Below are 20,346 nucleotides of genomic sequence, written 5' to 3'. Positions count from 1 at the left end.
TCAAATCCGACCGATCGGCCCTCACTGTAGCCGGTCCGGAGCCTCTATTTCATGGGCTGCGGCGGCGAACAGGCCGGCAATTTGGTTGCGGTCGAAACCATAGCGCTGGCCACAGAACTCGCAGCGGATCTCGGCCTCGCCGTCGGCCGCGGCGGCCTCGGCCTCCTCCTGGCCGAGCGAGACCAGCATGGCCTCGACCCGCTCGCGCGAGCACGAACAGGCGAAGCCCAGCGGCTTGCCGCCGAGCAACTGGATGCCGTCCTCGTGGAACAGTCGGGTCAGCAGGGTGTCGGTCGGCAGATCGAGCAATTCCCCGGCACTGAGGGTGTCGAACAGGGCGCCGACCCGGACCCAGCCGTCGTCGTCGCCCTCGTCGCCGGGCAGTTTCTGCAGCATCAGGCCGGCGGCCTGCCGTTCGTCGGCGGCCAGCAACAGTCGGGTCGGCAATTGCTCGGACTGGCGGAAATAGCCCTCGAAAGCGCCGGCCAAGGAGTCGGATTCGAGCCCGACCAGACCCTGGTAGCGAACCGGTTCGCGGCCGTGCAGGCCCGGGTTCTCGATGGTGATCGCCAGCATCGCGTCCGGCCCCATGGCCCGCAGGTCGCGCGAGGCCGGGCCGGCGTCCTCGTCGAGTTGGACGATGCCGCGCAAAGTGCCGGCCGCGGTGCATTCGGCGAACAGGGTGCGTAGCGCACCGTTGCCGCGCAGCTGCACCGAAAGCCGGCCGTCGACCTTGGCGTGACCGGTGAACAAGGCCGCGGCTGCGGCCGCCTCGCCGAGCAATTCGGCCGCGGCGGCGGGGTAATCCGAGCGTTCGCGGATCTGCTGCCAGGTATCGTGCAGGTGGACGCGCACGCCGCGGACGCCGGCGGCTTCGATCAGAAAGCGGGTCAGGCAGTCGCGGTCGTCGGTCTGGGCGGCGGGGCGGGCTTCGGTCATCGTCGTACTCTCGGTCGCGCGGATCGTGCGGTTATGCGAATGCGGGACGCGGCATCGCGGATAATGCGCGGGTTCCTGTGAAGGGGGGAGGTAAAGCATGCCGATGCGTTCGGAGCGAATTTCAGCCGTGCCGGCATATGGGCGCTCGCGCGGCCACGGGCCAAGAGTGGGGACGGAGGCGATGCGGTGCAAGACTTGACCGAGCGTACGACCGCGGCTCCCGGGCGCGCGCCGACCGCGCCGGTACCGCGCCAGCGGCGTCTGCGGCGATGGTTGCGCTGGCTGATCGCGTTGCCGTTCTTGTTCGTGCTGGCGTCGGTGCTGCAGGTCGCGGCCCTGCGCTTCGTCGATCCGCCGTTCTCGGCGTTCATGATGATCCGCCAGCTCGAAGCCTGGGGCTCGGGCGATTTCGGGTTCCGTCTCGCCCACGACTGGCGCGATCTCGAAGAGATGTCCTCGAACGTGCCGGTCGCACTGGTGGCGTCGGAAGACCAGAATTTCGCCGAGCATTTCGGCTTCGACCTGAAGGCGATCGAGAAGGCGCGCAAGAACAACGCGCGCGGCCGCAAGGTCCGCGGCGGCAGCACCATCAGCCAGCAGACCGCGAAGAACCTGTTCCTGTGGAGCGGCCGCAGCTGGATCCGCAAAGGCGTCGAGGCCTGGTACACCTTGCTGATCGAATCGATGTGGTCCAAGCACCGGATCATCGAGATGTACGCCAACTTCGCCGAGTTCGGCGACGGCGTGTACGGCGCCCAGGCGGCGGCGCGCACCTACTACCGCAAGGACGCGCGCCAGCTCGGCGCGGCCGAAGCCGCGCGCATGGCCGCGGTGCTGCCGAACCCGAAGCGCTACAGCATTTCCCGGCCCGGCCCCTACGTGCAACGCCGCGCCGGCGCGATCCAGCGGCAGATGCGTTCGATCGGCGGCAACGGTTATCTGAAACAAATCGACTAAGCCGGGAGTAAGTAAGCCCGGATCGAGCGGTCCGCGTCGAGCGGATCGGTCCCTGGCGGATCGGCCCGGAGCCTGCGTCGAAACGGCCGCCGCCGATCGGCGGTCACATCGGCGCGGCCGGCGTCGCCGCTACTATGTCGGCATGAATCGCGATCTAGTCACCGTCGTCCTGGCTGCCTTCGACGAGGCGCCCAGCCTGCCGCTGCTGCAGCCGCGCATCGCCGCGGCCCTGGATGCACTGGCAGCGCAAGGCGTCGACGGGCGGGTGCTGTATATCGACGACGGCAGCCGCGACCGCACCTGGGAGATCCTGCAAGGCATCGCCGCGGCCGATCCGCGGGTCGCGCTGCTGCGGCTGTCGCGCAATTTCGGCAAAGAAGCGGCGCTGACCGCGGGTCTGGACCGGGTCGAGCAGGGCGCCGCCCTGATCCTCGATGCCGACGGCCAGGACCCGCCGGAACTGATCCCGCAATTCGTCGCCAAGTGGCGCGAAGGTTACGACGACGTCTACGGCACGCGCCTGGAGCGCGAGGGCGAGGGCTGGTTCAAGCGCGCCACCGCGCACGCCTTCTATCGGGTGATCGGGCGGCTCTCGCGCACGCCGATCCCGGCCGACACCGGCGACTTCCGCCTGCTGTCGCCGCGCGCGCTCGACGCGCTGCGGCAATTGCGCGAGCGCCATCGCTTCATGAAGGGCCTGTTCGGCTGGGTCGGCTACCACCGCGTCGCCTTGCCCTATCACCGCGAAGCGCGCGTGGCCGGGGCCAGCAAGTTCAACCTGTGGCGGCTGTGGAACCTGGCCCTGGAAGGCATCACCAGTTTCTCGACCGCGCCGCTGCGCCTGGCGACTTACCTGGGCCTGGCGACGGCGCTGGTGGCGTTCGCGTTCGGCGCCAAGGTCGTGCTCAAGGCGTTGTTGTTCGGCGACCAGGTCCAGGGCTGGCCGACGATGATGGCGGTGATCCTGTTCCTGGGCGGCGTTCAGTTGATCGCGCTGGGCTTGATCGGCGAGTACCTGGGGCGGTTGTACGAAGAGTCGAAACAGCGCCCGCTTTACCTCATCGACACCTGGCAGCCCGCGCCAGGAGTATCCTCGGACCAGACACGGTTTCCCCAGTTTGCGGAAGGAGACAGTCATGCGCACCGTAAGACAGTTGTTGGAGGCGAAAGCGCCTGAGATCCATGCGATCGGTCCCGACGCGCCGGTCATCGACGCGATCCGGCTGATGGCCGAGAAACGCATCGGCGCAGTGCTGGTGATGGACGGGGTGCGCTTGGCCGGGATCCTGTCCGAGCGCGATTACGCCCGCAAGATCGTATTGCAGGGCCGGTCCTCGGCCGATACGCCGGTACGCGCGATCATGACCGCCGAGGTCGTGGTGGTCGGGCTCGGCGACAGCGCCGAGCATTGCATGCAACTGGTGACCGACCAGCGCATTCGCCACCTGCCGGTGGTCGACGGCGGCCGCGTCATCGGCGTGGTATCGATCGGCGACCTGGTCAAGGCGGTGATCGAAGACCAACAGGTCGAACTGGATCAGCTGCAGCGTTATATCGCCAGTTGAGAGCGGCGCCAGGCGATGTCGCGCGGCCGCCAGGCGGCGCAGGCACCGCATGCACGACGACGATCCATTCGCAGGAAACGTGTGCGCGATGGGATGATGTGCGTCCCTGCGTCATTCCTGTGAAGGATCACCATGAGTCGATACCGTTTCGCCGCCTTGCGCCTGCCTGTCGCCGGCCTCTTTGTCGCTGCCCTGATCGTCGCCACGATGACCGGATGCGCCGCGTCGTCCGACGCGCCTGCCGAGACGGCCAAGGCCGCCGCAGCGAAGCCGCCGAGCCCGCCGCAGCGTCCGGCCCGGGTGTCGGTGGCCGACGACGGCAAGCGCATCGACGTGGCGACCGCGGTGCTCGATTTCCCGATCGAAGCGGCCGATGTGTTCGAAGACCGCGCCCCGCGGATCGACCGGGTCGCGATCCTTGGACAGGAAGATCGTGGCGAGCGGTTCGATCTATTGCTGCGCATCGAAGGGCCGAGCGATCCGAAGGCCGAAGGCGGGCGTTGCCGCGACGGACGCGAGATCGTGTTGCGCGAGATCTCCTTCGACGGTAACGACAACATGATCACCGGCTCGCAGAACTACGAGTCCTGCCTGAAGCGAATCCGGCCGGTGGCCGAACGTCGCTTTCCTGATGGACGCGTCGAGTACGACCTCAAGCAGACTTACCCCGCCGGCGATACCTGGGACGTGTACCTGAAGTACGACCTGGCCCATCCGGGGGCTGGTGTGACGATGTAGGGGCCGAGCGGTCGGCCTTATCGCTGTTGCCCTTGCCGTTGCCGGCGCCGTTGCCGAGATTTTGATCCGCTTTGCTTTGTAGCTTTGCCGGTCAAGAGAAGACCCGTAGGGCGGCCCGCAAGGATGCGGGCCGTGCGCAAGCAGGCCATGGATGGCCTGTCTGGAGCATCCCTGCGTATGCATCGCTCGCGCGGGCTTGTGCCCTTGCAAGGAGAGCCCTTTTCTTTGGTTACCTTTCTTTTGGGCTTAGCAAAAGAAAGTAACCCGGCCGCTTCAGCGGACGGAAGCTTTGCTCTTGCTTGACCGAAACGCCGGAGGCCGACGGAACGTGGTCGCGACTCGCGTCGCTCCTACCCAAGAAGCGGCGGCCACGGCGCCTCAACCTCGCGACGCTCCCGGCTGGAGCCAGGGGTAGGAGAGGCGCAAGCCGCGACCGCGCTGCGATGACCTCGCGTCGGATCAGACAAGCAAGATCAGGATCTAGATCAAACGCCAAAAGCTTCCGCCACTAAAGCGGCGGGTTACTTTCTTTTGTCTAAAGCAACAAAAGAAAGCTAACCAAAGAAGTTGCTTTGTTTTGAATCAGCAGCCCGCACGAGCGGTGCACCCGCAGGGCTTTTTCATACGGGACATCCCTGTCCCGATGAAAAATGGCGCGCATCCCTGCGCGCCGCCCTCCGGGTCTTCCGTTGCCTTCGCTAGTGCGAGGCTACGCACAGCAACAGCAACCAAAGCAACAGCAACAACTGCAGCCACTCAGGGCTAGGCTAGAGCCAGACTGTTCGCCCGAAAACCAAGCGCGCTGCAACCGCTCAATTCACCACATGCGCCGCACACCCCGCATCCTTGCCCGGGCCCAGTTCGATCGTGGCCAGCAGGGCCGCCGGTGGGGCGATGCTGCCCAATGCCACGGCGACGGCGCCGCGCAGGCCTAGGCGTTTGAAGTCCGGGCGGGCGTTGGGTTGTTTGAAGCTGCCGGTGACGGTCAATGGCGTGCGCAAGGCGAGCAGGCTGCGGTCCTTCGGTCGCGGGCGGATCAGCAGGTCGAGTTTCTCTTCGCCCAGGTCGATCGTGCCGCTGCCGACCAGGATGGTGTCGCTGGTGTCGAAGGCCAATGCGCGCGCGGTCATGACGCCGTCGGCGACGGCGAAGTCGCCGAAGGCGCAGCGGATCGGGATCTTGCGGTCGTGGGTCAGCTTGAACTTGAGGATCTCGGCCAGGTCGAGTCCGGCGAATTCCATCAGCAGGTTGCTGATCTGGCCCTGGCCCATGCCGACCGCGACGTCGCCGTCGCTGCTGGCGAGCATGGTCGCGATCGAATTGCCGTTGCCGGTCAGGGCGATGCGTCCGCCGACCTTGCCGACGGCGTCCTCGGCCAGTTTCACCTTCGGCAACAATTTGGAGAGGGTCAATCTGCGCGCGGTGATGTCGGCGCGGGTGCGGATCGGCGAACGGCGCGCGTCCATGCTGACGATCGAGCGGATGTCGCCGTCGGCAACGCCGAAGTTGAGCGGATCGAGTTTGAGCAGGCCGTTCTCCAGCAGCAGATGCGCCTGCATGTCGTCCAACGGCCAACCCGGCGCATTGATGCGCGCGGCCTTGAGCTTCACGTCGGCGTCCATCGCCCGCAACTTGTCGAGCTGATACGGCGTAGCCGGCAACAGCTTCGCACTGGCCTCCAGTCGCGCATGTTCGGCGGCGAGTTCGGGGTTGGTGCTTTCGCCGCGTCCGGTCTGCGGCGGCGCGCCGACGAAGCCGGCGAGGTCGTCCATATCGAGACGCTTGGAAACCAGGTCGGCGCGCAGATACGGGCGAGGGCCGCCGGTGTCGACGCTGGCGCTGCCGGCCAGGTCGCTGTCGCCGACTTTGCCGGTGAAGCGGTCGTAGTTCCAGCGCACGCCATCGCGGCTCAGGCGGCCGTCGAGCGCATAGGGCGGGGTCGGCGGAATCGCGATGCCGATCAGCGGATACAGGTCGGCGAGGTTCTTGCCGGCCAGGGCGAGCTGCAGGTCGAAATCGCCGAGATGGAAGGGGTCGACCAGTTCGCCGCGCGCATGGGCGCGGGTGGCGCCGGCCACGGCGCGCAGGTTCATCCGATACGGACGTTGCGCGTCGCGCAGTTCCAATGGCGATTCGGCCCGGCCTTGGAGGGTGAAGCGGTTGTTCTTCCAGCGGCCGCCGCCTTCGACCTCGACCGGCGGCGCGGCATCCTCGCGGCGCGCCGCGCGGCTGGCGACGGCGAGATCGATGTCGGTCTTGCCGGCGGCATCGAGAAAGCGCAGGCGCCCGTCGTCGATCCAGATGCGGCGGAACACCGGCAGCTCGCCGCCGCCGTCGCGGCCGAATTTCCAGTTGCCGCCGTGCTTGGGATCGCTCTGCAGGTTCAGCCGCGGCTGGATCAGGCGAATGTTGGGGACGCGTACCTCGCCCTTGAGCAAGGGCCAGAATTCCACCGCGATTTCCAGACGCTGCGCCGAGGCCATCAGCGGTTGCTTGGCCCAGTCGGCATTGGCGAAGCTCAAGCCGTCGGCGCGGATGACCGGCACGCGCCCTAGATCGACATCGAGGTTGCCGGCGATCTCGAAACGCCGGCCGGTGCGCGCTTCGACCTGGCGTTCGATCGGACCCTTGAACCAGTTCCAGTCCCACAGCAGGAGCAGCACGACGATGGCGAGCGCGAGCGCCGTGAGCAACGCGCGCCAGGGATGGCGGCGCAGACGGGTCCGCCACGACTGCTCGGCAGGCGCGGGCGCAGACGGGGGTGTCGGAGAATCGCTCATGGCATGAAGCGCTTGGGCCGATCGTGCCGGCGATACCTACGCCATCGGCCCGCGCGGAGGGACCTGGTCGCTACGATGGCTTCACCATTGCGGCAAGGCGGTAAAGCGAAGGTGAATACACCGTGGACGCGGCGTACGGTGTTCAGGCCGGCGAGGGGACGACCTGGGCGAACACCGAGATGTAATGGCAGACGCTGCCGGCGACCACGAACAAATGCCAGATCGCGTGTGAATAGCGCAGCGAGGGGCGGTGATAGAACACCGTACCGAGCGTGTAGCACAGGCCGCCGGCCAGCAGCCAGCTCAGGGTCCAGACGTCGAGCGCGTTGAGCAGGGGTTTGATCGCGACCAGCACCAGCCAGCCCATCGCGATGTAGATCATCGTCGACAGCAGTTTGAAGCGGCCGGTATAGAACAGTTTGAACACGATGCCGGCGAAGGCCAGGCCCCAGATCGCCGCGAACAGCCCCCAGCCCCAGGGGCCGCGCAGGCCGATCAGGGTGAACGGCGTGTAGGTGCCGGCGATCAGCAGATAGATCGCGCAATGGTCGAAGACCTTGAGCCGTCCCTTGAGCACGGGATGCTGGATCGCGTGGTACAGGGTCGAGGCCAGGTACAGCAGCAGCAGGCTGATCCCGAACACGATCGCGCTGCCGAGTTGCCAGGCGTCGCCGTAGATCGCGGTCAGGGTGATCATGACGGCGCCGCCGGCCAATGCGGCGGTGGCGCCGAGACCGTGGGTCAGTGCGTTGGCGATCTCTTCGCGGATCGAGTGTTCGCCGTGAGCGGGGGCATGGGCGAGAGGCATGGTCCCAGCATCCTAGCGCGGTCTGGGGCAAATGCCCGCAGTCGGGTCGAAAGGACAGGGACGGTAAGGTGCGCTCGGTCCGGTTTCGCGCCCCGGATCCGGGGCGTGGGGCCTGCCCGAGCCTTCGGCGGGCGCTGCCTTCACGCGCGGTGCCGGTCGATCCGGCCCGGAGCGGCGCGCCCCCGGGCCGGATCGCAGAGGCGGCGTCAGCCGGCCGGAACGGCGGCCATCTGGCTCATCGACGGCATGCCGACGATCAGCAGGACGATGCCCACGATGTAGATGATCAACGGAATCTTGTTCTGGGCGAAGTTCATGATCGCGAACACCACCGCCACGAACGGAATCAGCAGCGAGCCCAGTCCCCACCAGATGTTCTTGCGAAACGCGTTGACGACGATCCACAGACCGCCGACCAGGCACAACACGATACCCAAGTAATACATACGTCCCCCTCCAGGTTGGATGCCGGCTCGACTGCCCGACGGGCCGATGCTAGTCGATGCTGCCGCGCAGCATCGGCGAAACGCGGTGCTGCGTCGCAAACGCGCGAGGGAAGCCCGACCGCAGGGCGCAGCGGGCGACGGCGACAGGTTGTATCAGGGCGTAGACCACGTTGTCGGAGAAGTGCATCGGATGCAGGGCGCGCAGCGGCACCATCGCCTGGGCCTTGCCGCTGCGCAGGCGATGGATGTCCATGACCACCTTGGCCAGATAGGCGTCCTTGTAGTCGAGCGCGGCGACTTCGCTGCGCTTGCCCAGCAACGCTTGCTCAGCAAATGCGGCCACCATCGCCGCAGCGCCGGCATCAGTCCAGCGCCACCGCGTGCGCGTGTTCGCGGGTCGCGAGGAATTCGACGCCGGGCGCGCGCTCCTGGGCGAGCTGCAGGTTGACCCGGGTCGGCGCCAGGTAGACCAGTTGCCCGGCGGCGTCGAGCGACAGGTTCAGCGCGTTCTTGTCGCGGAACTCCTCGAGCTTCTTGGCGTCGTTGCAGCGGATCCAGCGCGCAGTCGCGACACCGACCTGCTCGAAGCTCGCATCCACGCCGTATTCGTCCTTGAGGCGGTAGGCGACGACGTCGAACTGCAGCACGCCGACCGCGCCGAGGATCAGGTCGTTGCTCATCAGCGGCCGGAAGAATTGGGTCGCGCCTTCTTCCGACAACTGCGCCAGGCCCTTCTGCAACTGCTTGAGCTTGAGCGGATCGCGCAGGCGCGCGCGGCGGAACAGTTCCGGAGCGAAGTTCGGGATGCCGGTGAAGGCGAGCGCCTCGCCTTCGCTGAAGCTGTCGCCGATCGAAATGGTGCCGTGGTTGTGGATGCCGATGACGTCGCCCGGGAATGCGCTTTCGGCGATCTCGCGGTCGCTGGCCATGAAGGTCAGGGCATTGGCGAGCTTCACTTCCTTGCCGGTACGGGCATGGAAGGCCTTCATGCCGGCGCTGAACTTGCCCGAGCAGATGCGCATGAAGGCGACACGGTCGCGGTGCTGCGGGTCCATGTTCGCCTGGATCTTGAACACGAAGCCGCTGAGCTTGGCTTCCGCGGGCTGCACTTCGCGGGTGGTGGTTTCGCGCGGCTTCGGCGCCGGCGCGTGCTCGATGAAGAAGTCCAGCAGCAGCTGCACGCCGAAGTTGTTGACCGCCGAGCCGAAGAACACCGGGGTCTGTTCGCCCGCCAGATACTTGGCCTTGTCGAACGGATGCGAGGCGCCTTCGACCAGTTCCAGCTCCTCGCGCAGCTCGGCCAGCATCGGCGCACCGATGCGCGCTTCGAACGCCGGATCGTCGATCGAGGCGTAGATGGTCGAGTCCTGGCGGGTGAAGTTGCGGCCCTGTTCGTACAGATGCACTTCGCCGCTGAGCAGGTGGACCACGCCCTTGAGGCGCTGGCCCATGCCGATCGGCCAGGTGATCGGCGCGCACTGGATGCCGAGCACCGACTCGACCTCGTCGAGCAAATCGATGGGGTTCTTGCCTTCGCGGTCGAGCTTGTTGATGAAGCTCATGATCGGCGTGTCGCGCAGGCGGCAGACTTCCATGAGCTTGATCGTGCGCTCCTCGACGCCCTTGGCGACGTCGATGACCATCAGCGCCGAGTCGACCGCGGTCAGCACGCGGTAGGTGTCCTCGCCGAAGTCGGCGTGGCCGGGCGTGTCGAGCAGGTTGACGATGCGGCCCTCGTAGGGGAACTGCATCACCGAGGACGTGACCGAAATGCCGCGCTCCTTTTCCAGGGCCATCCAGTCCGAGGTGGCATGGCGCGGGGCCTTGCGGCCCTTGACCGAGCCGGCCATCTGGATGGCGCCGCCGAACAGCAACAGCTTTTCGGTCAGCGTGGTCTTGCCAGCGTCGGGGTGCGAAATGATCGCGAACGTGCGGCGGCGGAGGGCTTCTTGGGAGACTTCGGACATGGGAACGGCGCGCCCGGGGCGCGTCGGGAGGCAAGAGGAAGGGCGGAAGTATACCCGGGCGGCGTGCCTGGGCCGGGCGGGGTGTCGGGCGATGGCCGGATTGCGAGGTTGCCGGGCTCTTTGGGTAGGAGCGGCGCAAGCCGCGACCGCGGGGCTGCGGAGGGTTGCGCTGCGACAGGCTCGGGCGTGGTCGCGGCTCGCGCCGCTCCTGCCCAGAGCCGGTCGGTTCTAGCGCGTGCCGCCGCTCAGGCGCAGCGGACCTTGTGGGCCGCTCATGCGGAAGGGAATCGATTCGAGCTTCATGCCGCGGTTGATCTGCACCGCGAAATGCAGGTGCGGGCCGGTGCTGAAGCCGGTGTTGCCGGACAGGCCGATCTGCTGGCCGGCGCGCACGCGCTGGCCGGTGCGCACCAGCACCCCGCCGTCGGCCTTGAGGTGGGCGTACAGGGCCATGCTGCCGTCGTCGTGGAGGATGCGGACGAAGTTGGCGCGGTCGCCGAACTTCTCCAGGTTGAGCCCGGCCTTGTCGAAATCGGACTCGACCTGCATGACCGAGCCGTCGCGCGCGGCCAGCACCGGCGTGCCGATGTCGGCGGCGAAATCGACGGCGTAACGGTGCTCGGGTTCGGTGTGGCTGAAATGGCCGCCATAGCCCTGGTCGATGCGGAATTGCTGTTGTTGCAGCGGCAGCAGGTAATCGACGTTCTGTGCGCGCGCTGCCGGGTCGCCCGGCGTGCTGCGCAGGCTCAGCTCGAAATCGCCGCCGCGGGTCGGGTCCTGGGCGCTGAGCACCGCCACCACGGCGCTGCCGCGCGCGGCCACGGTCGCGTAGGCGGGCAGCGAGGGCGAGCCGGCGATGTTGTTGCTGTGGGTGAAGTCGAGGCGGACTTCGATCGGCCCGGACAGGCTGTTGTCGGCCCAGGCCAGGTAGCGGTCGCCGTCCTGCTGCACGCGCAGGCGGGCGATCGCGCCGGGTTCGGTGCGGAACGGGATCACCTGGACTTCCGACGGCGGCGCGGCCCCCGGCGGGCGATCGCCGTAATGACTGATGCCGTTGCGATCGGTCCAGCGGTAAAGCTTGGCCGCCTGCACCACCGGTACGGCGAGCACGCTGGCGCAAAGGAGGGGGGCAAGCAGGGCGGAAAAGCGCGGCATGGTCGGGTTCGAAGGACGGCGTCGGTGCGGCGTGGAACGGTCGAAAGCCAAGATGTCAGTTCAGACAGCCGGACTGCAGTTGCAGCGAGCGGGCGACATCGCCGAGATCGAACGCGGTTACCGATCGGTCGTCGTGCACCGCGTACAAGGCGCCGGTCGGAAACGCGGTCGTGCCGGCGGCGTGCAGGGCGATGCCGTCGGTATGGGCGGTGACTTCGCCGCTGAAGCTGCCTTGCGGCACCAGGGTGACGCGGTCGAAGACATGGAAGATCGTACGCGGCATCAGCTGGTCCACGGCGATCCAGTAACCGGCGCCGTTCGGACAGCTCCACAAGGCCACGCCCTCGGCCTGGGCGTCGAAGCTGCGATCGGGCAGGCGGCGGCCGGTGTAGCGGCCGGCCAGGGTGTATTCGCGCAGGGTCGAGAGATGGCGGTCGTCCTCGTCGGCGATCAGCAGGCGGTCGTTGGCGGGGTCGCCGGCGATCGACTCGACCACGCGCAGGGCGGCGTCCTCGGTGGTGTCGCCGAACGAACCGCCGTACTCGCTGCGCATGGCATCGCCGTCGTCGAAATGGATCTTGTAGCGGCGCACGCGCTGGTCGAGCTCGTTCAATGCCGGCACGCGGTCGAATTTGTCGCCATACATGAAACTGTCGGTGATGTAGGCCTCGAGCTCGCCCGGGGCGATCTCGTTGATCCACACGCCGTAGGGGCTGCGCAACTCGGCGTCGCCGAAGCTGCCGACCGGGGCGAAGTCGGGCAGGTGCAACACCTGCACGCGGTGGTTGTCGCGTTCGACCACGAACAGATGGTCGCCGAACACGGTCAGCCCGTTCGGGCGCTTGAACTGGCCGAGCGCCTGGCCCTTCGCGCCGACTGTGCGCAGGCGCTGGCCGCTGTCGGCATCGTAGACCGCCAGGCGATGGGTCGACTTGGCGCTGGCGATCAGCCAGGTGGCGCCGTTCTCGGTCGGCCAGGTCGCCAGCGAATCGAGTTCGTCCTCGGGGCTTTCGGCGGAGACGAAGCGTTCGGGGACGATCCGTACCCCGGCCGGGCCGGTGCTGGTGGTGCGGGTTTCCGATTCCAGGACCGGGCGGGTGGCGCAGGCCGACAGCAGGACGGTGGTCAGGACGGCGGCAACGAGGCGGCTATTCATCATTCCAAGTGTATGCGGGGTGGATGGCAAGGGGGAGGCAAGCGTGACGCTCGTGTGAGGCTTCATGATAAATCGCTATATGCGGATGAAGCGATTGACACGCCTTCCGCTGGTCGGCAGACTGAGCCCATCCATCGAGACCGGCTGAGGGACAGGCCCTTAGAAGCCGGGGCAACCCAGCGCAGCGCAAGCTGCGTGAAGGTGCCAATTCCTGCGGCCCGCCTCATGGCGTTGGTCGGAAGATGGTTGCGAAGTGCGCTTCCGGCGCACTTGCGACTTGCGAACTCGGTGGCCCGTTCACTTCGGATGACCGCCATGAGCTTCGCCAACAGCCCCGCCGCCACGTTCGAACGCAGCGACAGCTTCGTTTCTTATGCTTCGCCCGCGATCGTTTCCGCCGACGTGTTCGAGCGTACGGGCCGTGCCGCCGCCACCCGCGGCGAGATCGCCGTCGAACTGGACCTGCGCCACTCCGGCCGCCGCAGCCTGACCCTGCGCTACGAAACCCAGGGCGACCGCAGCCTGCCGGCCTTGTTCGTCGCCGGCGGCATCTCCGCTCATCGGCACCTCGCGCCGAGCCGCGAATTCGGCGAGCAGGGCTGGTGGCAGAGCCAGGTCGGCCATGGCCGTTCGCTGGACCCGTCCCAGCATTATTTGATCTCGTTCGACTGGATCGGCGCCGACGGCACGCTCGACGTCGCCCTCGACCCGGCCGACCAGGCCGACGCCATCGCCGCGCTGCTCGACGCGCTGCGTATCGAACGCCTGCAGGCCTTCATCGGCTATTCCTACGGCGCCATGGTCGGCCTGCAGTTCGCCTCGCGGCATGCCTCGCGCCTGGGCGAACTGGTCTCGATCAGCGGCACCCACCGCGCTCATCCCTATGCCGCCGCCTGGCGCGCGCTGCAGCGCCGCGCGGTCGCGCTGGGCGCGCTGCAGTGCGACGAAAGCCAGGGCCTGGCGCTGGCGCGCGAACTGGCGGTGCTGAGCTATCGCACCCCGGAAGAGTTCGCCGAGCGTTTCGGCAACGCCGAAGTGCGCGACGGCCGCGTCCGCGTCGCCGCCGAGGACTACCTCGACCATTGCGGCAACAAGTACGTCGCGCGCACGCCGACCACGGCCTTCCTGCGCCTGTCCGAATCGATCGACCTGCAACAGATCGACCCTTCGACGATCCGTGTGCCGGTCACCGTGGTCGCGGTCAGCGAGGATCGCCTGATCCCGCTCAGCGAGTCTTACGACCTGATCGAACGCCTGCGCGGCGAAACCCGCCTGCGCGTACTGCGCTCCATCTACGGGCACGACGCGTGCCTGAAAGAAGAATCCGACATCAACACCATCCTGCGCGAAGCGCTGGCCGACTGTACGCAGGTGGCCGCATGAGCACTCAGAACAACGGAGCGGCACCAGTGACCACGACCCCCAGCACGACCAGCACCCGCAGCACCTGCACCGCCGCCGTGCGCGCCGGCATCGACCGCGACACCGCCTATGGCGCGGTGACGCCGCCGATCGTGCTGTCGTCGAACTTCAGCTTCGCCGGCTTCAACGACAAGCGCCAGTACGACTACACCCGCAGCGGCAACCCGACCCGCGACCTGCTCGGCGAAGCGCTGGCCGAACTCGAAGGAGGCGCCGGCGGCGTCATCACCTCGACCGGCATGTCGGCGATCACCCTGGTGTTGCACGCCTTCCTCAAGCCCGGCGACCGCATCGTCGTGCCGCACGACGGTTACGGCGGCAGCTGGCGCCTGTTCAATGCGCTGGCGGCGAAGGGCGCGTTCGAGCTGATCACCGCCGACCTGACCGACCCGCGTTCGCTGACGGAAGCGTTGGCGAGCAAGCCGGCCGTGGTCTGGATCGAAACCCCGTCGAACCCGCTGCTGCGCATCACCGACCTGCGTTTCGTGATCGAAGCCGCGCACGCCCAGGGTGCGCTGACCGTGGTCGACAACACCTTCCTGTCGCCGGCGCTGCAGCGTCCGATCGCGTTCGGCGCGGACCTGGTCGTGCACTCGACCACCAAGTACATCAACGGCCACAGCGACGTCGTCGGCGGCGCGGTGGTCGCCAAGAGCGCCGAGCATCACCAGCAGCTAACCTGGTGGGCCAATGCGCTCGGCCTGACCGGTTCGCCGTTCGACGCCTTCCTGACCCTGCGTGGCCTGCGTACCCTCGATGCGCGTTTGCGCGTGCATCAGGAAAACACCCAGGCCATCGCGACCCTGCTCGACAACCATCCGGCGGTGCGCGTGGTGCATTACCCGGGCCTGGAATCGCACCCGGGCCATGCGCTCGCCGCACGCCAGCAGAAGGGCTTCGGCGCCATGTTGAGCGTCGAGATCGAAGGCGGCGAAGACGCGGTGCGCGCCTTCGTCGAAGGGCTGACCTGTTTCACCCTGGCCGAATCGCTGGGCGGCGTCGAAAGCCTGATCGCGCATCCGGCGACCATGACCCATGCCGCGATGTCGCTGGAAGCGCGAACCGCCGCCGGTATCAGCGACGGCCTGTTGCGCCTGTCGGTCGGCATCGAGCACGTCGACGACCTGGTCGCCGACCTCGAAGCCGCGCTCGAACGTGCCGCCGCCGCGGTGGCCACGGCAGCGCGCGTCAAACGATGAGCGTCGCGGCCAGCGCCCTGCACGGGCAGGTTCCGCAGGCGTGGCCGCGCCCGACGACTGCCGCCGCGGTCCAGGCCGCGCCGGCGCGGGTCGCCTTGCTCGGCACCGGCACGGTCGGCGGCGCGGTGATCGCGCGGCTGGCGTCGTGGCGCGGCACCGCTTTCGGCGAACGCCTGTCGCTGGTGCATGTCGCCAACTCGCGCCGCGCCGCGGTCGGCCTCGACGGCATCGCGCCGGAGCAGGCCGCCGCTGCCCTCGCCGAATCGTCGCAGGCCAGTGCGCTGGGCGATATCGTCTTGGCGCTCGAAGGCGACGGCGCGCGGGTGGTGATCGATGCGACCGCCAGCGAAGCGGTCGCCGAGCAGCACGCGCAATGGTTAGCGCAGGGCATCCATGTCGTTACCGCCTGCAAGATCGGGCAGGGCACCTCCCTGGCGCGTTGGCGCGCGATTCGCGAAGCCTGTGCGCAGGGCGGCAGCGGCTACGGCGACAGCGCCACGGTCGGCGCCGGGCTGCCGTTGTTGCGCAGCCTGCGCGAACTGCAGGCCGGCGGCGACCGCATCCACGCCATCGCCGGCGTGCTGTCGGGCTCGCTGGCCTGGCTGTTCAATCATTACGACGGCATGCGCCCGTTCTCGGCGCTGGTACGCCAGGCGCGCGATGCCGGCTACACCGAGCCCGACCCGCGCGACGATCTGTCCGGCGAAGACGTGCGGCGCAAGCTGCTGATCCTGGCCCGCGCCGCCGGCGTGGCGCTGGACGCCAGCGACGTCGAGGTGGCCTCGCTGGTGCCGCCGGAGCTGGCGATTCTGTCGCGTGAGGGAGTGGATGCGGCGCTGCCGGCGCTCGATGCGCCCTTGCGCGAGCGTTATGCCGAAGCCTACAAGAACGGCGAGAAGCTGCGCTTCATCGCCCGGCTCGAACGCGACGACAGCGGTCGCAGCTCGGCGAAAGTCGGCCTGGAATCCTTGCCGGGCGATCATCCGCTGGCCGGCGGTGCCGGCACCGACAACAAGGTCGCGATCTGGTCGGACCGCTACCGGGTGCAGCCCTTGGTGATCCAGGGCCCGGGAGCGGGGGCGGAAGTCACCGCCGCCGGTTTGTTGGACGATGTGTTGCGGCTGGTGGGGTGATGGGTCCGTCGTCGCGGGGTAGGTTTTCAGGGTAGGAGCGGCGCGAGCCGCGACCGCGAATCTACGGCTGTCGGCGCGGGTGATGGTGGTTGCGTGGTCGCGGCTTGCGCCGCTCCTACCCAAGAGCAACGCAATCCGTCTGTCATTGTCAGTGCCGTGAAAGCTTGGCGCACTTCCGAGCTCGCGAGATCAACCGTAGACCCGAAGGGCGGCGCACAGGACGTGCGCCGTTTTCCGATAAGACAGGGACGTCTTATCGGAAAATCCCGGCGCGCGCTGCGAACTCGCAAGGGGGCTTCGTCAAGGAAAGCCTTTTCTTTGGTTAGCTTTCTTTTGGGCCAGCAAAAGAAAGTAACCCGGCCGCGTCAGCGGACGGAAGCCGTAGATGTTGCTTCACCGCCTTGCGGCCGGAAGCGCCGCAACGAGAGATGGCGCGGTCGCGGCTCACGCCGCTCCTACAGGGGGGCGATCGGTGTCGCGTAATTGGGATAACGCGGTCGCGGCTTGCGCCGCTCCTACCCTGCGATGGTTCGCGATTTCGATGAGTGACGTCAGCGGTGCGGCCTCTGCGCATTCTGCGGTCGCGGCTCACGCCGCTCAGAGGGGCGATGGTGCGGCCGCGAGGGCAGTGGCGTGCGTCACGGGTGATCTTTGCGCGATCACGCGCGCCCCCAAAAAACGAAATCGGAGCGCCGATCGGGGGGATGATCGGCGCTCCGTTGCATATCACCGCGACGTATCGCTCGCCGCGGCTTTGCAAAATTGTACCGAGGGCTCGCCAAACGACGGGCCTTCGTAAGACGTGCTTCGAAAACGTGCTTCGTGAGGTGGTTCGTAAGACGCGCTTGGTAAGCGGTGCTCGCGAAACGGTTGCGGACCCGCACCAGGGGTGGGATACGCGCGATTCGATGTCCTCGCCGGAACCCTCTCCCACGAGGGGAGAGGGCCTTGCCCGGTGCGGATTACTTCAGGCTGTCTTACTTCATGCCGCCTTACTTCAGGCCGTCTTACTTCAGGCCGCCTTACTTCAGGCCGTCGCTGATCGCGGTGGCCAGACTGCCCTGGGCGTCGTCGCCGCTGAACTCCCAGAAGAACGCGCCGCCGAGGTTCTGCGCCTTGACGTAGGTCATCTTCTGGCCGACCACCGCCGGGGTGTCGTAGCTCCAGAACGTGGTGCCGTTGTACTTCCAGCTCGCCGTGGCGTTGGCGTCGGTATGGACGGTGCCGGCGAGGCCCTTCAGGACCTTGTAGTCCTCGATGCCGGGCTCATAGGTACCCTGCGCCGCGACGCCGCTCTGGTACAGGCCGTTATTGACGTTGGCGACGTTGGTCCAGCCGCGGCCGTAGAAACCGATGCCGAGGTTGAGCTTGGAAGCCGGCACGCCGCGCGACAGGAAGGCTTCGATGGCGTCGTTGGAGTTGTAGAACTTCTGGTCGCCGGTCGAGGGATCGTTGGGCGAGGCGAACAGGGCGGAGTGATGGTTGGTCTTCGGATCCCACGCACCGTGGAAGTCGTAGGTCATCACGTTGATGAAGTCGAGGTACTGGTGATACGCGGCCGGGTCGGTCACGCGGATCTTGTCGATGCCGGCGCCGACGGCGACGGTCAGCAACAGGCCCGGGCGCACCGCGTCGAGCTGCTTGCGGAACTCGGCCATCAGTGCGTTGAAGTTGGCCTTGTCCTCCGGCGTGCCGCAGGTCAGACCGCAGGCGACCGGGTATTCCCAATCGATGTCGATGCCGTCGAACACGCCGGCCGCCGCGGCCGGGCCGCCCGCGCTGTCGGTGACCGGCAGGTTGCCCTTGATGTAGGCGTCGACGCAGGAAGCGACGAAGGCCTGGCGGTTTTCCGGGCGCGCTGCACTGGAGAAGCCGCGCGACCAGGTCCAGCCGCCGAGCGAGATCAGCACCTTGAGGTTCGGGTGCTTGGCCTTGAGCTGCTTGAGCTGGTTCCAGTTGCCGCGAAGCTTCTGATCCCAGGTGTCGCCGACGCCGCTGACGCTTTCGCCGGCCGGGAAGGACTTGGTGTAGTCGGCGAAGGCGTCGCCGCCGACGCCGGTGTTCGGATCCGACGGCACGGTCAGGCCGACTTCGCAACGGTTGTTGCGGACGTTGCCGAAGGCGTAGTTGATGTGGGTCATCTTCGCCGCCGAACCGCTGGTGTCGATGTTCTTGACCCGGTAGCCGCGACCGTAGATGCCCCACTGGACGAAGTAGCCGATCACCTTCTTGTTGCCGCCCGGTCCGGTCGGCTTGGTCGTCGCGCTGACCGATGCGCTCTGCGCCGAAGCGTTGCTGGCGTTGTCGCGCGCACGCACGGTGAAGCTGTAGCTGGTGCTTGGGTTCAACCCGCTTGCAACGTAACTGGCCGAGGCCGGCGAACCGACCAGGCTGCCGTTGCGGTAGACGTCGTAGCCGGCCACGCCGCTGCCACCGGCGTTGTCGGTGGATGCGTTCCAGGCCAGCGAGATGCTGCTGGAGGTCTGCGACGGCGACGACAGGCCGCTCGGCACGCTCGGCGGCGTGGTGTCGGTGGGGCCGGCGCCGACGGTGATGCTGACCGCGGCCGAGGTGGTGGTCGCGTTCTGGTTGTCCTTGGCCACCGCGGTGAAGCTGTGGTTGCCGGCGGTCGCGTTGTTCCAGCTCACGCCATAGGGCGAGGTGGTGTCGACGCCGAGCGAAGCGCTGCCGCGGAAGAACTCGACGCTGGCGACGCTGCCGTCGCTGTCGGCGGCGTTGGCGCTGACCGCGATGTTGGCGCCGGCGTTGTAGTTGGCGCCGTTGCTCGGTGCGGTCAGCGAGACGGTCGGCGACTGATTGCCGGGACCGGTGCCGCAGACGCCCAGATCGACGTACCAGCCGCAGCTAGGACAATGCGTCGGGGGCGTGTTCCAGATCTGGGTGGCGGCCTGATAGAGGTGATTCTGATACGTCAGCTTGTCGCCGGCGTTGTAGATCGTGGAGGGGTTCCAGGCAGGAACCCCGGTGCAGGACGCGCCCTGCGCAAACGCCGTCGATAGCGACGACGCGGCGAGCATGGCGGACAGCAACAGCAGGTTGGCGGACCGTGCGTGTCTCATGATGCTTCCTCTCTCCCGTGCATAGTCAAGACAATGCCGGCCATGACCGGCCAGCGGCAGTTCCCCGCGATGTTTGAAGAAAGGCCGTGGCCTTCCGTCCTGCATGGGAGGCTCGTGCCTCCTCGAGTGATCGGCGCTCGCGCCGTCATGTGCTGTGCTGCGGTCCTGCGACGTACTGCCGCCGTGGCGGCGCGACCGGTGCGATAGGCCGGTCGTACGTGGTGTCGCTGTGCGGCTCGGCCGCGATCCCTCGGCATCCTCCCTGCGGTGACCGCTGCGTTGGCCAGGCCCGGATGGGCGCCTGCTCGCTGGTGGGCAAACTGGCCTCGTGTGACAACGTTGTCAACTCGTGATTCAAGCCTTTGCGCTGTGGTTCACAGAACGCCATGACAACGTTCGCCGAATGCGAAGGAATTTGCTGCGTCGCAGCGCGAAACGAAACTTGTTGATCTTGAAAAACAGTGACATAGGATGATGTCTCAAAGACATTAATGCCCATCGCAAGTCATTGGCGGGCAACACTCGCGCGTCATGACGCGGCGCAACATCGCGGTTGCGCGAAGATCTCGGGGATGAGGCACGCCTTTGGCGGCGCGCGATCGCAGCGCAGGATGGGGGCGGCGTCGTCTTGAGAAGCCCCCTGTAGGAGTGACGTAAGTCGCGACCGCGGCGCATCAATCTCGCGTCGTTGCCAGCCGCAGCCCGTCAGGGTAGGAGCGGCGCGAGCCGCGACCAAGGGACGCGCAGAGGCGACAACGCCGACGTGACCCATCGAAGCGGTGTGCTTCCGCGAGGGTAGGAGCGGCGCAAGCCGCGACCACGTCGTGGTGGTCTCGCGGCGCATCTCTCACGCAAGATCAAGATCAAACGCCAAAAGCTTCCGCCACTAAAGCGGCGGGTTACTTTCTTTTGTCTAAAGCAACAAAAGAAAGCTAAGGCGGTCTCTAAGCTTAAGTGCATCACCCACCGAAGGGTTCTGCACATGGGCCACCACTACACCC

At 67.1% G+C, this 20,346-nt stretch carries 17 protein-coding genes and 1 riboswitch; of the genes, 8 read left to right on the top strand and 9 right to left on the bottom strand.

Features of this window, described 5'->3' with window-relative positions; all coding sequences use genetic code 11:
* Positions 1-21: 21 nt before the first annotated feature.
* A complete protein-coding gene (hslO, locus tag ACTOWK_RS18710; protein WP_441331603.1) occupies positions 22-939 on the bottom strand; it encodes an Hsp33 family molecular chaperone HslO in 918 nt (305 codons plus the stop codon).
* Positions 940-1,134: 195 nt separating this feature from the next.
* On the opposite strand from hslO, the gene mtgA reads away from it, so the two are divergent.
* The 5 genes from mtgA (at position 1,135) to ACTOWK_RS18685 (ending at position 4,502) form a co-directional block, all read left to right on the top strand.
* The gene (gene mtgA / locus ACTOWK_RS18705) at positions 1,135-1,896 is read left to right on the top strand and encodes a monofunctional biosynthetic peptidoglycan transglycosylase (protein ID WP_441331649.1); all 762 of its coding nucleotides are present in this window, start codon (positions 1,135-1,137) and stop codon (positions 1,894-1,896) included.
* Positions 1,897-2,038: 142 nt separating this feature from the next.
* The gene (locus tag ACTOWK_RS18700) at positions 2,039-3,073 is read left to right on the top strand and encodes a glycosyltransferase family 2 protein (RefSeq protein ID WP_441331602.1); all 1,035 of its coding nucleotides are present in this window, start codon (positions 2,039-2,041) and stop codon (positions 3,071-3,073) included.
* Positions 3,033-3,461 (top strand): CBS domain-containing protein, encoded by a 429-nt coding sequence (locus ACTOWK_RS18695; protein ID WP_441331601.1) that lies wholly within the window; start codon positions 3,033-3,035, stop codon positions 3,459-3,461. Before ACTOWK_RS18700 ends, ACTOWK_RS18695 begins: the two co-directional genes overlap by 41 nt.
* A gap of 132 nt (positions 3,462-3,593) precedes the next feature.
* Entirely contained in the window at positions 3,594-4,199 is a 606-nt protein-coding gene (locus ACTOWK_RS18690) for a hypothetical protein (protein ID WP_441331600.1), read from the top strand.
* A gap of 132 nt (positions 4,200-4,331) precedes the next feature.
* Positions 4,332-4,502, top strand: coding sequence for a hypothetical protein (locus ACTOWK_RS18685; RefSeq protein ID WP_441331599.1), 171 nt, complete (start codon positions 4,332-4,334; stop codon positions 4,500-4,502).
* 509 nt (positions 4,503-5,011) lie between these two features.
* Here ACTOWK_RS18685 and ACTOWK_RS18680 read toward each other — a convergent pair.
* The 7 genes from ACTOWK_RS18680 to ACTOWK_RS18650 all read right to left on the bottom strand — a co-directional run bounded on the left by ACTOWK_RS18680 (position 5,012) and on the right by ACTOWK_RS18650 (position 12,511).
* Positions 5,012-6,979 carry an AsmA family protein gene (locus ACTOWK_RS18680; protein ID WP_441331598.1) on the bottom strand — a complete coding sequence of 656 codons (1,968 nt, stop codon included), beginning with the start codon at positions 6,977-6,979 and terminating at the stop codon, positions 5,012-5,014.
* 142 nt (positions 6,980-7,121) lie between these two features.
* Complete coding sequence (gene trhA / locus ACTOWK_RS18675) at positions 7,122-7,787, bottom strand: PAQR family membrane homeostasis protein TrhA (protein WP_441331597.1); 666 nt, start codon at positions 7,785-7,787, stop codon at positions 7,122-7,124.
* 206 nt (positions 7,788-7,993) lie between these two features.
* Positions 7,994-8,233, bottom strand: a complete 240-nt coding sequence (locus ACTOWK_RS18670) for a hypothetical protein (RefSeq protein ID WP_441331596.1) — start codon at positions 8,231-8,233, stop codon at positions 7,994-7,996.
* Positions 8,234-8,282: 49 nt separating this feature from the next.
* Positions 8,283-8,579 (bottom strand): hypothetical protein, encoded by a 297-nt coding sequence (locus ACTOWK_RS18665; RefSeq protein WP_441331595.1) that lies wholly within the window; start codon positions 8,577-8,579, stop codon positions 8,283-8,285.
* Positions 8,580-8,595: 16 nt separating this feature from the next.
* Positions 8,596-10,200, bottom strand: coding sequence for a peptide chain release factor 3 (locus ACTOWK_RS18660; protein ID WP_441331594.1), 1,605 nt, complete (start codon positions 10,198-10,200; stop codon positions 8,596-8,598).
* Positions 10,201-10,428: 228 nt separating this feature from the next.
* Positions 10,429-11,355: a peptidoglycan DD-metalloendopeptidase family protein gene (locus ACTOWK_RS18655; protein ID WP_441331593.1), complete on the bottom strand. Its 927-nt coding sequence runs from the start codon at positions 11,353-11,355 to the stop codon at positions 10,429-10,431.
* Between the two features lie 55 nt (positions 11,356-11,410).
* Positions 11,411-12,511, bottom strand: coding sequence for a phytase (locus tag ACTOWK_RS18650; RefSeq protein WP_441331592.1), 1,101 nt, complete (start codon positions 12,509-12,511; stop codon positions 11,411-11,413).
* 128 nt (positions 12,512-12,639) lie between these two features.
* Positions 12,640-12,760, top strand: a riboswitch (SAM riboswitch).
* 66 nt (positions 12,761-12,826) lie between these two features.
* Between ACTOWK_RS18650 and metX the strand changes: the two genes are divergently transcribed.
* Genes metX through ACTOWK_RS18635 form a run of 3 tightly spaced genes read left to right on the top strand, consistent with a single transcriptional unit; the run spans position 12,827 to position 16,265 of the window.
* Positions 12,827-13,894, top strand: coding sequence for a homoserine O-succinyltransferase MetX (gene metX, locus ACTOWK_RS18645; protein WP_441331591.1), 1,068 nt, complete (start codon positions 12,827-12,829; stop codon positions 13,892-13,894).
* A gap of 26 nt (positions 13,895-13,920) precedes the next feature.
* Complete coding sequence (locus tag ACTOWK_RS18640; protein ID WP_441331590.1) at positions 13,921-15,132, top strand: O-succinylhomoserine (thiol)-lyase; 1,212 nt, start codon at positions 13,921-13,923, stop codon at positions 15,130-15,132.
* The gene (locus tag ACTOWK_RS18635) at positions 15,129-16,265 is read left to right on the top strand and encodes a homoserine dehydrogenase (protein ID WP_441331589.1); all 1,137 of its coding nucleotides are present in this window, start codon (positions 15,129-15,131) and stop codon (positions 16,263-16,265) included. The genes ACTOWK_RS18640 and ACTOWK_RS18635 overlap by 4 nt, the downstream gene beginning before the upstream one ends.
* 1,022 nt (positions 16,266-17,287) lie before the next feature.
* On the opposite strand, the gene ACTOWK_RS18630 is transcribed toward ACTOWK_RS18635, so the two are convergent.
* Positions 17,288-19,345 (bottom strand): glycosyl hydrolase family 18 protein, encoded by a 2,058-nt coding sequence (locus ACTOWK_RS18630; RefSeq protein ID WP_441331588.1) that lies wholly within the window; start codon positions 19,343-19,345, stop codon positions 17,288-17,290.
* Positions 19,346-20,346 lie beyond the last annotated feature (1,001 nt).

The organism is Lysobacter sp. CA196 (assembly GCF_052078695.1).
In the GTDB taxonomy this organism is placed as follows: domain Bacteria; phylum Pseudomonadota; class Gammaproteobacteria; order Xanthomonadales; family Xanthomonadaceae; genus Lysobacter.
This window is presented reverse-complemented; position numbering and strand designations above follow the sequence as displayed.